The sequence below is a fragment of the Falsiruegeria sp. JB4-1 genome (genome assembly GCF_055693495.1).
In genome coordinates this window covers 3,819,393-3,833,859 of the sequence record NZ_JBVFTZ010000001.1, presented here as the reverse complement: position 1 = coordinate 3,833,859, position 14,467 = coordinate 3,819,393, and the positions used below count along the sequence as shown (strand labels likewise).

Sequence of the window (14,467 nt, the reverse complement as noted above, 5' to 3'; positions counted from 1 at the left end):
TGGCGGGCCTTTCAAATTCAGTTCGGGGCCGTTGGCTTAGCCGAGCTTTTCGGTCAGCTCAGGCACAGCGGCGAACAGGTCGGCAACCAGACCGAAATCCGCAACCTGGAAGATCGGTGCTTCTTCGTCTTTGTTGATCGCGACGATGATTTTCGAGTCCTTCATACCGGCCAAGTGCTGGATCGCGCCCGAGATGCCGACAGCGACATAAAGCTCAGGTGCAACAACCTTACCAGTCTGACCAACCTGCCAGTCGTTCGGAGCGTAACCCGAGTCGACCGCAGCGCGCGATGCGCCAACAGCAGCGCCCAGCTTGTCTGCCAGACCTTCGATCAGTTTGAAGTCTTCTTCGGAGCCGACACCACGGCCGCCCGATACAACAACGCCAGCCGAGGTCAGCTCGGGGCGGTCGCTTGCGGCAACCTTGTCTTCAACCCACGACGACAGACCCGGATCAGCAGCAGCCGACACGGTTTCAACCGAGGCAGAACCGCCTTCACCAGCCGCATCAAAGGTCGAGGTGCGGAAGGTGATGACCTTCTTGGCGTCGCTCGATTTGACGGTTTGCATGGCGTTGCCAGCATAGATCGGACGCACAAATGTCGAGCCATCAACCACTTCGGTCGCGTCCGAAATCACCATCACGTCCAACAAGGCCGCGACGCGGGGCATCACGTTCTTGGCGTCGGTGGTGGCCGGGGCAACGATGTGCTCGTAGTCACCAGCCAGCGACACGATCAGCGCTGCGGTCGATTCCGCCAGGCGGTGGCCCAGGGATTCGTCTTCGGCAACCAGAACTTTGGCGACGCCGTCGATCTTGGCAGCAGCTTCGCCAGCTGCGGCAGCAGAACCACCAGCGGCCAGAACGGTCACGTCACCCAGAGATTTTGCTGCGGTGACAGCTTTGGCCGTGGCGTCGAATGCCAGTTCACCATTGTTAACTTCTGCGAGAAGAAGAACAGCCATTACACAGCCCCCGCTTCTTTGAGTTTCTCGACCAGCTCGTCAACCGAACCAACCACGATGCCTGCGGCACGCGCGGGCGGCTCTTCGGTTTTGACGATTTCCAGACGCGGAGTGACGTCGACGCCATAGTCGGCGGCAGTCTTGGTATCCAGCGGCTTTTTCTTGGCCTTCATGATGTTGGGCAGCGAGGCATAACGCGGCTCGTTCAGGCGCAGGTCAACGGTGATGATGGCAGGCATCTTGACGTTGATGGTCTGCAGGCCGCCATCAACCTCGCGGGTCACCTTGGCGCTGTCGCCATCGATGTCCAGCTCGGATGCGAACGTACCTTGGCTCCAGCCTAGCAGGGCCGACAGCATCTGACCGGTTGCGTTCATATCGTTGTCGATGGCTTGTTTACCAGCCAAGACGATACCAGGCTGCTCTTCCTCGACAACTTTTGCCAGGATCTTGGCAACGGCCAGCGGCTCGATGTCGGTGTGAACATCATCAGCAGCTTCGACCAGGATGGCGCGGTCGGCGCCCATGGCCAGCGCGGTGCGCAGGGTTTCCTGGGCTTTCGCGACGCCGATGGACACGACGACAATCTCGTCTGCCTTGCCGGCTTCTTTCAGGCGGATCGCCTCTTCCACTGCAATCTCGTCGAAGGGGTTCATCGACATTTTGACATTGGCGAGATCGACACCGCTACCATCCGCGTTCACACGGACCTTTACGTTGTAGTCAATCACGCGCTTGACAGGCACAAGTACCTTCATTTTTGCGTTTGCTCCTTACAAAAACGGCAAGCCGCTAGGGCGACTCCACCAATGCTCTCCCGGGCTAGATAGCGTTTTGGGTCCCGCCGCAACAGGGCAAAATCGTCACGTCAGTGTCGATGGACGTCGCGTTTCGTCATTTCGTGAGCGCTAAACGCAAGAAAATTTCGCTCATGCGCGGCTGTGGCTCGACTCGGTGTCACGCAGGCAGGGCCAATTTGTCGCAACTGAAATGCAGGTTTCAGCGATTTGCACCGGGTATCCAAAGCACGTCGTCTTTGCCGCCGTTGTTGGCAATGCGGGCTGCAACAAAGAACCAATCACTGAGACGGTTGAGATATTTGATCACGGCAGGGTTAACCGTTTCATGCGCACCCAGTTCCACTGTCAGCCGCTCGGCGCGGCGCGCCACGGTGCGACAGACGTGCAGATGTGCGGCCAAGGCAGAGCCGCCGGGCAGGACAAAGCTGCGCAGCGGGTCGAGTGCATCGTTCATCACGTCGATCTCGGCCTCAAGGCGGTCGACCTGTTCCAGGGTTGCGCGCAGGGGCGGATATTCGGCCTCGGCGTCCTTGTCCATGTCGGGACGGCACAGGTCGGCACCCAGATCAAACAGGTCATTTTGAATGCGCGACAGCGCGGCATCCATGTCTGTTTCGGCGGCTAGTCGGGCTACACCGACAAAGGAATTCAACTCGTCCGTGGTGCCATAGGCGGTCACGCGGTCGGAATATTTGGCAACGCGTTCACCGTTGCCAAGGGCCGTGTCACCCTTGTCGCCAGTTCGCGTATAGATTTTGTTGAGAACGACCATTTATTGGCCTCCTTGTCCGCGCAGGTAGACATAGAGAACGATCAGTATCACGGCGATGGCCTGAAACAGAATACGCAGGCGCATCATCTTGTTGGCATATTTGGCGTTGAACTTGCCGCCCGCCCCAAATCCCCCGATGCCGATGGCCAGAACGAGCACGACGGCAAACATGGCCCCGAGCATGACGACAAAAACTATGTTTTCCATGTTTGGCCTCGTAGAGGGTTAAACGTTCGATGTCGCTCATCTAGCGGCGGATCTAGCAAAAGCGAACAGGTTTTTTTGTCTCAGAGCCGTGTCAGGATACGGTCTGTCGCTCGCGTGGATAGGATACGGCGCAGAAAACCGCCGACATAGGTGGGCGTCGTGACGTAGTAACGCGGGCGCGGGCGGGCGGCGGTGGTTGCATGCACCAGGCGCTTGGTGACGTAAGAGGGGGAAGCTCAAACGTATCCGGGCGGCCTGAGCTGTGATAAAGGCGCTTGAGCACAGAGCTTTCGTATTTGTCACGTAGGGCCGAGTTTTTCCAGTCGATGTAGCGCTCAAATATCGGTATGGCCTTTTCCCGAAGCTTTGATGTGACGGGACCCGGCTCAATCAACGACACTTCGATACCAGTGTCATGCAGCTCCAGTCTTAGGGTGTCGGTGAGCCCTTCTAGTGCGTATTTCGTCGCAACATAGGCGCCGCGCCAAGGAAAGGCGACAAAGCCAAGAATCGAAGAACATTGAACGATCCTGCCGTGCCCCTGTTTACGCATTACAGGGATGACCTGACGGGTCAGTTCGTGCCAGCCAAAAAAATTTGTCTCAAAAATGTGTCGCAACCCGTCTGTTGGGATGTCCTCAACCGCTCCGGGAAAGCCATGCGCGCCGTTGTTGAACAGCGCGTCAAGCGTGCCGCCAGTTGTGTCCAAAACCTCTTGCAGGCCAGAGGTGATGGTCGCAGCATCAGTGTAGTCGATCAGTGGGCTGTCAAAGCCTTCTGTGCGAAGGCGGTCGCAGTCGGCCATTTTGCGGCAAGAAGCAAAGACACGCCAACCTTGGTCGCGCATGCCCAGGGCAGCGTCGTAACCGATACCGGATGAGCAGCCTGTGATCAGGATGGTTTTTTGCATGTCGTCCCCTGCGTGGCGTTTTGCAGGCAGCTATGCCGATTGCGGCGGTCGAGATCAATGCAAGGTAGGGGTCAGGGTGATTTTTTGCTGACAAGCGATGCCGCGATCCAACCCATCTGTTGCTCGGGCAAGACCCGCAGGCGCAACCAACCAGTGCCGGATTCGCTCAACACTTCGACCTTGTGGCCGATGTTCAGCCGACCAACGACTGGATAAATGGTGCCAGGTCCGTCGCGCATGTTCACACGAGTTCCCAGTATTTCGCGGATGTCGGGTTCTGGCTCGGACAGTTCTGCAGCTTGGGGTTCCGTCACCGGTTCTTCTGTTGGCGCGCGTTGAAAAGACGACGCACCCTGTTCAAGTGACGCCAGCGTGAATGTGGTGCCGAGTTCTTGCCCAGAGGTGTTCAATCCTGATTGCAGGCTAACTGAGATTTGAGCAAGTCGTGCTGCGGTTTCTTCGGCTGACAATTCAGGTTCGGGATCGGGTGTCTGTTGAACCGTTGTGGCTTTCCGTAGCGTAAGTACGGGTTTCGCCACTAACGCAACCGCCGTTACGGGTTCCGAAACTGGAGCAAGCTTCTGTTTAGGGACATAGGCCACGCGTTCGGGCTCTGTCGGCCGTAATCCACGAGGTTCAAAATCTGTGCCGCCGCTGAGCTCGTAAAAGGCCAGCCCCATAAACACAAACGAGATCAACACAAAGCGCATGGCACGCGCCCCCCAAAGACAAAATGGATATTTAAATCGGTAGCAGACTTACCGACACACCATACCATAGAGCCGATGTAGAGTCGAAAGCTTGGGGAAGGTGGCCGGGTTCCTCCCCCTGTTTCCCGTTTTTGACGAATTTACCGAGTTGTCCCCAGCAAAATGAACCATGCTTGCTTTACCCGCGCCCGTTGGCGGCGTATCACATCATGTATGACTGACACTATCGACGACCCCAACATGAAGTCCCCCGAAGGCGCTGGTGAGGTAGCCGAACCGCTGCGCCGCGCCATTGGCGAGCGATATCTGACCTATGCTTTGAGCACGATCATGCACCGGGCCCTGCCGGATGCGCGTGATGGCCTGAAGCCGGTTCACCGGCGAATCCTTTACGCGATGAACAGGTTACGGTTGGCGTCGAACGGCAAGTTTCTGAAGTCAGCCAAGATCTCGGGCGACACGATGGGCGACTTCCACCCCCACGGCGACGCAGCGATCTATGACGCGATGGCGCGATTGGCGCAGGACTTTAACGTGCGTTACCCGCTGGTCGACGGTCAGGGTAACTTTGGCAACATCGACGGCGACAACCCGGCGGCCAGTCGATACACCGAAGCACGGATGACCTTTGTGGCCGAGGCGCTCTTGCGGGGCCTTGACGAGGATGCTGTTGATTTCCGCGACAATTATGATGGTCGCCTGACCGAGCCGGTGGTGCTGCCTGCTGAATTCCCGAATCTGCTGGCTAATGGCGCCAGCGGTATTGCGGTTGGCATGGCGACCAACATTCCACCCCACAACATTGCCGAGCTCTGCGACGCCTGCTTGCACATGATCAAAGTGCCGGATGTGCGCGACGACACGTTGCTCAACTATGTGCCCGGGCCGGACTTTCCGACCGGGGGCGTTATCGTCGAGCCGCAAGAAGACATCGCCAAGGCCTATCGCACCGGGCGCGGCGGGTTCCGTCTGCGGTGCAAGTACGAGGTCGAGGATCTGGGCCGGGGCCAGTGGCAGATTGTGGTAACCGAAATTCCTTATCAGGTACAGAAGTCCAAGCTGATCGAAAAAATAGCCGAACTGATCCAGACCAAGAAGATCCCGATTCTGGCGGACGTTCGCGACGAATCGGCTGACGACATCCGCGTAATTTTGGAACCACGATCCAAAAACGTAGATCCCGACGTGCTGATGAACATGCTCTACCGCAACTCCGACCTTGAAGTGCGGTTCAGCCTGAACATGAACGTCCTGATCGACGGCGTAACGCCCAAGGTCTGCTCGCTCAAGGAAGTGCTGCGTGCGTTCTTGGATCACAAGCAGGACGTGCTGCTGCGCCGCTCTCGTCACCGAATGGCCAAGATCGACCACCGGTTGGAGGTCTTGGAAGGCTTTATTGTTGCCTTCCTCAACCTCGACCGGGTTATCGATATCATCCGCTATGACGAAGATCCCAAAGCCGCGTTGATGCGCGAAGACTGGAGCATCAAACACGTTCGCGCCATGGATGAGGCGAGCTATGTTTCGCCGATGCCAGGCGAGGGAGAGCTCAGCGAGGTGCAGGTAGACGCGATCCTGAACATGCGTTTGCGCAGCTTGCGCCGTCTGGAAGAGATGGAGTTGGTACGCGAACGCGACGCCCTGATGATGGAGCGCGCGAACCTCGAAGATCTGATCGCGGACCCTGCCTTGCAGTGGGCCAAGATTGCCGAACAGTTGAAAGAGACGAAGAAGACGTTTGGCAAGGATTACGAAGGCGGTGCGCGTCGTTCGGTTTTTGCCGAGGCCGGAGAAATCGAAGACGTCCCGCTGGAGGCGATGATAGATCGAGAACCGATTACTGTGGTGTGTTCGCAGATGGGATGGATTCGCGCGATGACTGGTCACATCGACCTTGCACGCGAGTTGAAGTTCAAGGACGGTGACGGGCCACGGTTTATCTTTCACGCTGAAACCACGGATCGATTGCTGGTATTTGGCACAAATGGTCGGTTCTACACCGTGAGCGCCGCGAATCTGCCAGGCGGGCGCGGCATGGGGGAGCCTTTACGCTTGATGGTCGACTTGCCGAACGAGGCTGAGATTGTCGATATTCTGGTTCACAACCCAGAGCGCAAACTTTTGGTGGCATCAAGTGCAGGCAATGGCTTTGTTGTCCCCGAGCCCGACGTTGTGGCGCAGACACGCACCGGAAAGCAGGTTTTGAACGTCAAAGGCGACGAAAAAGCCATGATCTGCAAACCGGTCGCAGGAGATCACGTGGCCGTTGTTTCGCAAAATGGCAAATTGCTTGTGTTCCCGACAGGTGAGCTTCCTGAAATGGGGCGCGGCAAAGGAGTGCGGCTGCAGAAGTATAACATGGCTCGGGGTAAACAGGGCGCTCTGGAGCTGGACGGCGGCTTGTCAGATATCACTACATTCAATTGGGAAGAGGGCCTCAGTTGGCCCATGGGCGGCGACAAGACCCGGCATGAGCAGGACATGTCACAATGGCTGGCCAAACGGGCCGGTGTCGGCAAACGCCCGCCGTACGGCTTCCCGCGAACTTACAAGTTCTCGTGATCCATGTGTCGCGTTTACATGTAATCAATCTGATGCAGCTGGCATCAACAACGGTACCGGGGTACACCCGCGTCAAATGGGGCTTATCGAGACAAAATCCATGATCCGAATTCTGATCTCTCTGGCATGCACGTTAATCTTGGTCGCATGTGGTGAAACGCAATTGAATGAAGCACCCGAAGACATGGGCGCTTTCCGAGCTCGGGTCATTCATGTCTACACGGACAAGGCGTTGCAATGGCCGTTGTCCCGCAGTGCGGAACCATCCGAGTGGAACGCCCCGCTCGAGCAGGCGATGGAGGCGCGTTTGCGCAGGTACACCGGGACCCAGGAATATGACGTGGCCGTATCCCTCGAAGGTTTCATGCTTGCCCCTCCAGGGGTTCCGGTCCTTCTGAACCCCAAGAGCGTCGCTGTGGTGAACGTATTTGTCTATGATGTTGCTCAAAAGGAATATCTGGCACGCAAAGTGCAGATGGAGGTTTTTGAAGACACAACGGGACAAAGTGCTGTTCTGGGCTCGGGTCACAGCCGGACCAAAGAAGAACAAATCTCTGGGTTGTCTCTGAACATTGTGGACAAGATCGAAGAGTGGATGGCCGAGCAGCATTTGGAAAATGGCTGGTTCGAATTGCGTCCTGAACCAACCGGAGCCACCCAATCAGCAACAAACACGGAAAAACCCGCTCAAGGTTGATCTCGAACGCAGGATGCTCTTGATTTTCCCCGCTGAACCAAATATTCCGCGCGCGCAGATGCAAACCGGGACCGAGGGTCCCCCAAATCGCAAAAGGGCGCCTGAGGAATGGCAAAGGAAAAGTTTGAGCGTACAAAACCGCACGTCAACATTGGCACGATCGGCCACGTTGACCACGGCAAGACCACGCTGACCGCAGCAATCACCAAGTATTTCGGTGACTTCAAAGCCTACGACCAGATCGACGGCGCACCTGAAGAAAAAGCCCGCGGCATCACCATCTCGACCGCACACGTCGAGTATGAGACCGAGAACCGCCACTACGCACACGTCGACTGCCCCGGCCACGCTGACTATGTGAAGAACATGATCACCGGTGCCGCTCAGATGGACGGCGCGATCCTGGTTGTGAACGCAGCTGACGGCCCGATGCCTCAGACCCGCGAGCACATCCTGCTGGGCCGCCAGGTTGGCATCCCGTACATGGTCGTCTTCATGAACAAAGTTGACCAGGTCGACGACGAAGAGCTGCTGGAACTGGTGGAAATGGAAATCCGCGAGCTGCTGTCTTCGTACGAATACCCGGGCGACGATATCCCGATCATTGCCGGTTCGGCTCTGGCGGCGATGGAAGGCAACAACCCTGAAATCGGCGAAGAGAAGATCAAAGAGCTGATGGCAGCTGTTGACGAATACATCCCGACACCGGCCCGTGCTGTTGACCAGCCGTTCCTGATGCCGGTCGAAGACGTGTTCTCGATCTCGGGTCGCGGTACTGTTGTGACCGGTCGTGTGGAACGTGGCGTGATCAACGTGGGCGACGAGATTGAAATCGTCGGCATCCGCGACACCAAGAAAACCACCTGTACCGGTGTGGAAATGTTCCGCAAGCTGCTGGACCGCGGTGAAGCTGGCGACAACATCGGCGCCCTGCTGCGCGGTATCGACCGTGACGGCGTTGAGCGTGGTCAGGTTCTGTGTAAGCCAGGTTCCGTGAACCCGCACACCAAGTTCGAAGCAGAAGCCTATATCCTGACCAAGGAAGAGGGTGGCCGTCACACGCCGTTCTTCGCGAACTACCGTCCTCAGTTCTACTTCCGTACGACTGACGTCACCGGCACCGTGAACCTGCCCGAGGGCACCGAAATGGTTATGCCTGGCGACAACCTGAAGTTCGACGTTGAGCTGATCGCACCGATCGCGATGGAGCAGGGTCTGCGCTTCGCGATCCGCGAAGGCGGCCGCACCGTCGGCGCCGGCGTTGTGTCGAAGATCACTGAATAATTCGCTCTAGCGAATGATCAGACGGAAAAGGGCGCCTGCGAGGCGCCCTTTTTTGTTTGGCCATGATTATTTTCACACATGTGCTCTCGAATGGAAAACAACGAGCACATTGAATGCGCAGGGGGCAGCGACGTGGCAAAGGCGGTTACTGTCGAAGTTGTGTCAACACAGTTTGCTGCCACTCAACGCATACGAAAGTACAAGGGTGCGATGACGTCATAAAAGTCGTGCGGTTGCGGCGGCATCGATACACCGCAATCATTTTCGCAATCTTCATGTGCCTTGTTTCGTTCTTTACCCCATGCACGGGCAGCATCATAGCAGCGCCAAAAGCATTCCTGTCCGCCGATGCCGGGGCCGGTTGGGACAGCCATCGCCTGTAGTGATCCGCGCTCGCATCCGCACCCGCCGCCGGATGAAGGCGCACTATTTAGCAGGGTTGCGCAATGCTTGCATTTCACGGCTTGAGGATGAATTTTCTCTTTGCAGAGGGGGCATTGCCCGCCATGAGACTCATGATTTGCTGATAGCGCAGAATGGCAATGTTTGCACTTCACTGCGGCTGCCTTGATCTTCTCTTTGCAAAACGGGCACGCTATTTTTGTGGCTTTCTTAGCCATAATTATCTCCCAAAATGTCTACTAAAAACTTAGTCAGCCTGCCTCTTTCAGGATTAGAGAGTCAAGTTTGCGGCCAAAATGCTGAGTGGAGCAATTGTTTTGGGGACAATTTTTGCGTCGAAATCGGGCGGGCAACGAATGTCTGAACATCCGGATCACGTCGCATCAAATTTTGTGGGATGGCAGGGGCACCAGGGCTCGAACCCGGGACCTACGGTTTTGGAGACCGTCGCTCTACCAACTGAGCTATACCCCTATCGTGGCGATGGAGATATGCCAGCCGCGCGCGGGACTCAAGAGGCTTTTTTCATTTCATCGATGAAACTGCTCTGTGATCAGAAACGAGTTGCGCTGATGGGTGGTTGCAGTATCAACATGGGAACCTGACGGGAGGATCCATGGTGAGCCTGCGGAAGAATATCGCAGACAGCGAGGCCGTACTCAACTGGGTGGCGCGGCGCATCGCGGGCTATGCCCGGATGGTGTATCGCTACACCAAATGGCAGCGGATCGGGTTCGAAGAGCTTGACCAGTTGGCCGAGGCGGGCGAACCGGTGGTCGTGGTGCTGTGGCATCAACGACTGGTCATGTCTCCGTTTCTCTATCCGTTGGACAAGGGACGTATTTGCACGATCACTTCGGCCGCGCGCGCGGGCAGCATGGTGGGACGGGTTCAACATCTGTTGGGTATGGATACAATTGCGATGTCCAGCCACAAGCGCCATGTGGCCCTGTCGCGCGAAGTGCTGGGTATGACCAAACAGGGGGTGTCCATCGGGATCGCCGCAGATGGTCCGCGTGGACCGGAACGGGTTTTGTCTAACGTGCCGCTGATCTGGGCCCGGACAACCGGAAAACGGGTCTTCTGTATGACTTTCTCGGTCAAACACGGGCGCGAGGCCAGCAGTTGGGATCGGATGCTGTTGCCCCGTGTTTGGGGCAACGAGGGGGTGTTTCTGTGTAGGGAATGGCCGCATGAAGTGCCGCGTAAGGCAACTGAAGAGCAAACCGAAGAGCTGCGACAATCGCTAGAGGCTGCGATGAACGATCTGACGGCTGAAGCCGATCGGATGGTTGGGCGTACGCCGTGGGAAGCACCGGCAGAGTAATCGACAGTGTTTGACATTGTCCGATGCGTCAATTGCGATACTTCCCCTCAAGAGTGCAAGCGGAGGCGACGATGCGCAAACTACAGGTACAGGGCGTTCATCACATCACGTTGACAGGCGCGGGTCGTCAAATCTCGCTTGATTTTTGGGAAGGTGTGCTAGGCATGCCTTTTGTCTTTGATCAACCCAATCTGGACAATCCGGACGAAGGGCACCTGTATTTCGATCCCGGTGACGGGCGATTGATCACGGTCTTTACCAATGAAAAGCGCCAGCCCGTTCATGATCGAACGCCGACTGACCCCGGCTGCGTGCATCATCTGGCGTTTGCCGTCAGCCAAGCCACATTTGAGCAAGCCGTTGAACGTTTGGACGAGCGCGGGATCTCTCATTCCGGGGTCAAGGATCGCGGGTTCATGAACTCGATCTATTTCACCGAGCCGATGGGGTTGCTAATCGAACTGGCCAGCTATGTTTTCGAGCCGCCAATGGGTTGCAGTCACGCGGATGTTCTGATCGAAGCGCATCGTTTGCGTGTGGCGCGTGGCGACCACAACATTGGCCGCGTTCATCTGGCTGACGCGATTGAGATGCTGGTCGAGCGGCGACAGGACAGCCTGTCATCAGACCGTGGACCCATGAACCCTTATTGATTACTTCACCAGCGTGGCCGGAATACGCGCCATGACAGAAATACCGCGAATGAACTCGGAGCAGGCATCCGGGTCAGTGATGGGGATCATGTGACCTCGCCCTTCAAGCGTTTGATAGCTCAGCCCGTATTGCGTCATTGTTGGGCCGTGATCCTTGGCGGGAACGATGGGGTCCTTGGCACCAAACAGGACGCCGCCCGGGGTGCGCAGATGCGGGTATTGATCGGCTTGCGCGCGAATGGATTGCTCGGCCCAGACCAAGTCGGCGGATGCGGTGACAAAAGCTTGCGGACGTAGGCCAAGCGCGCCACCCGCGTTTTCCAGGAAATCATCGGGGCAGCTTTCGGGCGCAAACACCATGCGCAGGGTTTCTGCCGCGGTGCGTTTGCTCAATGGCACCGCGATTGTGTTACCGATCCAGCGGCGCACGCGGGGTGATCGGATTTCCAGCGGTTTGAATGCCGGTGCCGCGCTGTTCATGGGATGTGTCAGTGGGCAGATCAGGGCTAGCGCTGCAATGTCGCGCGGGCGTTGCAAGGCAATGGCCAATGAGACAGCACCACCCAAGGAATGTCCTACTAGAACGGGATCCTTGATTCCTTTCTTGTCGAAAAACTCACCAATCATGCGCGCCTGTTCAGGCAATTCAGCCAAAGCGTCGTCATCGCGGGGGAGTACCCACAGCCGGGGCGATCCAGCGCGATGACATGATGATCCTGCGCCAGATCCTGCGCCAACGCATAAGTGAAATGCTGCAATTGCCCCGACAACCCGTGAATCATGACAAGTGTTTGCTTGCGAGGGTTACCCATCTCGACATAGTGAATACCGCCGCCGCGCACCGGGATGACCTCTCCGGCCTGGGGCACCAGCTGCTCGCCCATTCGAGCCAGCTTATGGGTCCAGAGGTAGAATATGACCGGCAGCCCGACCGCGAGGATCAGAAGAGTCAGAACGATCGCAGCAATTAGGGACATTGGCTCAATCTCCAAGCGTGCGCCATCTTTCAGGCAGGGGGCGTTTCAGTGCAAGCCCCGGGATTGTTTGTAGCTAATTTACCGAGAGTGCGTTGCAGTTCGTACAAGGGATCAAGCAGGGGCGTTCAGCGCGTTCAAGTCCGGCTTGGGCAACGTGTCCAAAAGTGCAAAAACCGAAGACCGGCAGTTTGACCCGCGCCAATCATCAGGGAAAAACATTGGCGGCAAATCCGGGTTGCGCAGGACAACACGGCGCCAGCGGTGCACGATGAGAGTGCGTAGTGTTGCGACCTGCACAGCAGTCAGCTGCAGCTCGGCGGGCCGTGTGTCGCGAACATTTGCCACCGCGTCTGATAGTGAGCGGCATGCCTCGATCAAATCAGGTGGGCACAGGCGGGATTTGAGCCACTCCGGTACACTGCGGGCCGTGACATCGAACACTACCAAGTCGTCGCAATTCGGAGGAACCGCACCCGATCCCAAGGCGGCACTGCGCCCGATGCTGATGTAGTTTTCTGTCAATAATAGGTCATCCAGCGCGCCGCCACCCTCGGACATCAAAAGATGCCAATCCTGCGAAACTTTTGGGTCCCGGTCATAGATCCGGGGGGTGACAGCGGCAGATTGCATCCGGCCAAACTCGGTCAGGTGGTGCACGCTTGAGCGGCCAGACCGGGCGCTGTCCACCCAGCCGTCTTTTCGCAGGCGATGCAGAGCCACACGGATGGCTTCTGGTTTGACATGCATCGGTTGAATGATGCGGGTCAGTGCTGCACCGCTTATCCGGTCGTCGGGACCTTGCGCGAGATCACCGAATAGGGACACGATGATCGACCACACGCGCTGGTTTTGTGGGTCGGCCAAACGCGTGATCGCGCTGTCGAACCATTGGTCTTGAGCTGTCATGTGATCAGTTTACGACGCAAGCTACAGCAAGACCACGCAAAAAGGGTCTGAGGCGGTTTTATGGGCCCAATTCGCTGAATGGACAAACGTCGTCTTCGAATGGCACATGCCGGTGCCTGAAGGTGGTGTATTCGGCGGTTCGTGGGGTGCTGATCCGGTCCATCCGGAAATGTCGGAAATCCGCGCGCTGCGGATCCCAGGCTACCAGATACCAAAGCGGCGGCAGAATAAGCATGGCCTGAGGTTCGACCTGTCGCTGGGTCTTGCGGCCTTTGGCATCGTGATAGTCGAACCGGAGCAGGCGACGATCCAGGAATGCGCTTTGGAACACAGGCAACAGGTCTGGATCTAACCGGCCCATGTCAGACAGATCCTGCAGCGGCGAAAGTTTCCCGATGTACAGGCGATCCAAAAAAGCGCGCAGCTCTTTGACCTTGTCCGATGGCAGCGCTTTTTCGATTTTTGCCAGCCCGGCGTCAGCCAGATCAAAGAATGGCAAGTTTCCGGCCGCACGCATAGCCGCCACGCTGATCAAGAGGGCAAAGACTTCGGGCACGGACAGTCGTGCGCTGGTCTGGATGGACTGCGGATCAAGCTGCAGTCCGCCGCCACGCCCGACATCAGAATGAATGACAAAACCTTCATCCCGCAGCGCCCTGATGTCGCGCAGCACTGTACGGCGCGAGACGCCTACTTCACCTGCCAGGTCATCAACCGTGGCTGTTCCGTTGCGGCGCAGGCTTCGCACGATGGCATCATGGCGGTTGCGAACATTCATGTGACCACCCTAGCACTAACAGTGACAGGATTTGTCACTATTTTGATTTACCCCGGACGCAGCAACAAAAAATCAGGAGCATTGAATAATGAAACGTACTGCTGTGAACCCATGGGATTGGTCACCCAAGCTAGGTTACAATCAGGCCGAGATCTTTGAGGGGGTACCCGACAGTTGACCTGTGCCGGTCAGACCGCTGTGGATGAGACGGGCATTCCTCAGCATTCGGGTGACATGCGCGCGCAGATCGGCCTGGCTCTTGATAATCTAGAGGCGGTTTTGTCGGATGGCGGGATGGACCTGAGCAACGTCACTCGGCTGGGCATCTATGCCACGGATGTGGACGAAGCGCTGAAGAATTTTGATCTGATGGGGATGCGGTTTGGGCCGCATCAGGTTGCGCCTCCGATGACACTGCTGGGTGTCACGCGGCTGGCTTTGCCGGGCCTCATGTTCGAGATCGAGGCCACGGCCATGGCTTGAGAAAAAGGCGCGCGGAGGTAAACCGCGCGCTAT

The 14,467-nt window shown here is 57.2% G+C and carries 16 protein-coding genes, 1 tRNA gene and 1 pseudogene; 6 read left to right on the top strand and 12 right to left on the bottom strand.

Annotated features, from left to right (window positions below):
* Window positions 1–36: 36 nt before the first annotated feature.
* The 6 genes and pseudogenes from ACZ1HE_RS19495 to ACZ1HE_RS19470 all read right to left on the bottom strand — a co-directional run bounded on the left by ACZ1HE_RS19495 (window position 37) and on the right by ACZ1HE_RS19470 (window position 4,365).
* Window positions 37–966, bottom strand: a complete 930-nt coding sequence (locus ACZ1HE_RS19495; RefSeq protein ID WP_472623504.1) for an electron transfer flavoprotein subunit alpha/FixB family protein — start codon at window positions 964–966, stop codon at window positions 37–39.
* Window positions 966–1,724, bottom strand: a complete 759-nt coding sequence (locus ACZ1HE_RS19490; protein ID WP_472623502.1) for an electron transfer flavoprotein subunit beta/FixA family protein — start codon at window positions 1,722–1,724, stop codon at window positions 966–968. The genes ACZ1HE_RS19495 and ACZ1HE_RS19490 overlap by 1 nt, the downstream gene beginning before the upstream one ends.
* A 241-nt stretch (window positions 1,725–1,965) precedes the next feature.
* Window positions 1,966–2,538, bottom strand: a complete 573-nt coding sequence (locus ACZ1HE_RS19485; RefSeq protein ID WP_472623500.1) for a cob(I)yrinic acid a,c-diamide adenosyltransferase — start codon at window positions 2,536–2,538, stop codon at window positions 1,966–1,968.
* On the bottom strand, window positions 2,539–2,745 hold the full coding sequence (locus ACZ1HE_RS19480) for a twin transmembrane helix small protein (protein WP_472623498.1): 207 nt from the start codon (window positions 2,743–2,745) through the stop codon (window positions 2,539–2,541). It lies immediately after the preceding gene.
* Between the two features lie 80 nt (window positions 2,746–2,825).
* Window positions 2,826–3,655 (bottom strand): annotated as a pseudogene (locus ACZ1HE_RS19475) (SDR family NAD(P)-dependent oxidoreductase).
* Window positions 3,656–3,726: 71 nt separating this feature from the next.
* Window positions 3,727–4,365, bottom strand: a complete 639-nt coding sequence (locus ACZ1HE_RS19470) for an SH3 domain-containing protein (RefSeq protein WP_472623496.1) — start codon at window positions 4,363–4,365, stop codon at window positions 3,727–3,729.
* A gap of 213 nt (window positions 4,366–4,578) precedes the next feature.
* On the opposite strand from ACZ1HE_RS19470, the gene parC reads away from it, so the two are divergent.
* From parC to tuf, 3 genes are all read left to right on the top strand, one after another.
* Window positions 4,579–6,927, top strand: coding sequence for a DNA topoisomerase IV subunit A (gene parC / locus ACZ1HE_RS19465; RefSeq protein WP_472623494.1), 2,349 nt, complete (start codon window positions 4,579–4,581; stop codon window positions 6,925–6,927).
* 100 nt (window positions 6,928–7,027) lie between these two features.
* Window positions 7,028–7,624: a hypothetical protein gene (locus ACZ1HE_RS19460; protein WP_472623492.1), complete on the top strand. Its 597-nt coding sequence runs from the start codon at window positions 7,028–7,030 to the stop codon at window positions 7,622–7,624.
* Window positions 7,625–7,732: 108 nt separating this feature from the next.
* The gene (tuf, locus tag ACZ1HE_RS19455) at window positions 7,733–8,908 is read left to right on the top strand and encodes an elongation factor Tu (protein WP_472623490.1); all 1,176 of its coding nucleotides are present in this window, start codon (window positions 7,733–7,735) and stop codon (window positions 8,906–8,908) included.
* Between the two features lie 182 nt (window positions 8,909–9,090).
* On the opposite strand, the gene ACZ1HE_RS19450 is transcribed toward tuf, so the two are convergent.
* Window positions 9,091–9,528: a hypothetical protein gene (locus ACZ1HE_RS19450; protein ID WP_472623488.1), complete on the bottom strand. Its 438-nt coding sequence runs from the start codon at window positions 9,526–9,528 to the stop codon at window positions 9,091–9,093.
* 180 nt (window positions 9,529–9,708) lie between these two features.
* Window positions 9,709–9,784, bottom strand: a tRNA-Trp gene (locus tag ACZ1HE_RS19445).
* Window positions 9,785–9,929: 145 nt separating this feature from the next.
* Between ACZ1HE_RS19445 and ACZ1HE_RS19440 the strand changes: the two genes are divergently transcribed.
* Together ACZ1HE_RS19440 and ACZ1HE_RS19435 are read left to right on the top strand one after the other, a co-directional pair.
* Window positions 9,930–10,637 carry a lysophospholipid acyltransferase family protein gene (locus ACZ1HE_RS19440; RefSeq protein ID WP_472624565.1) on the top strand — a complete coding sequence of 236 codons (708 nt, stop codon included), beginning with the start codon at window positions 9,930–9,932 and terminating at the stop codon, window positions 10,635–10,637.
* 71 nt (window positions 10,638–10,708) lie between these two features.
* A complete protein-coding gene (locus ACZ1HE_RS19435; protein ID WP_472623486.1) occupies window positions 10,709–11,290 on the top strand; it encodes a VOC family protein in 582 nt (193 codons plus the stop codon).
* Here the strand turns inward: ACZ1HE_RS19435 and ACZ1HE_RS19430 are convergent, their stop codons facing one another.
* The 4 genes from ACZ1HE_RS19430 to ACZ1HE_RS19415 all read right to left on the bottom strand — a co-directional run bounded on the left by ACZ1HE_RS19430 (window position 11,291) and on the right by ACZ1HE_RS19415 (window position 13,951).
* Complete coding sequence (locus ACZ1HE_RS19430; protein WP_472624563.1) at window positions 11,291–11,935, bottom strand: alpha/beta fold hydrolase; 645 nt, start codon at window positions 11,933–11,935, stop codon at window positions 11,291–11,293. It lies immediately after the preceding gene.
* Window positions 11,914–12,267, bottom strand: coding sequence for an alpha/beta fold hydrolase (locus ACZ1HE_RS19425; RefSeq protein ID WP_472623484.1), 354 nt, complete (start codon window positions 12,265–12,267; stop codon window positions 11,914–11,916). Before ACZ1HE_RS19425 ends, ACZ1HE_RS19430 begins: the two co-directional genes overlap by 22 nt.
* A gap of 111 nt (window positions 12,268–12,378) precedes the next feature.
* Window positions 12,379–13,173 carry a PaaX family transcriptional regulator C-terminal domain-containing protein gene (locus ACZ1HE_RS19420; protein ID WP_472623482.1) on the bottom strand — a complete coding sequence of 265 codons (795 nt, stop codon included), beginning with the start codon at window positions 13,171–13,173 and terminating at the stop codon, window positions 12,379–12,381.
* A gap of 58 nt (window positions 13,174–13,231) precedes the next feature.
* Entirely contained in the window at window positions 13,232–13,951 is a 720-nt protein-coding gene (locus ACZ1HE_RS19415; RefSeq protein ID WP_472623480.1) for a helix-turn-helix transcriptional regulator, read from the bottom strand.
* Window positions 13,952–14,125: 174 nt separating this feature from the next.
* On the opposite strand from ACZ1HE_RS19415, the gene ACZ1HE_RS19410 reads away from it, so the two are divergent.
* Window positions 14,126–14,434 (top strand): RidA family protein, encoded by a 309-nt coding sequence (locus ACZ1HE_RS19410; RefSeq protein WP_472623478.1) that lies wholly within the window; start codon window positions 14,126–14,128, stop codon window positions 14,432–14,434.
* The last annotated feature ends 33 nt before the right edge of the window (window positions 14,435–14,467 follow it).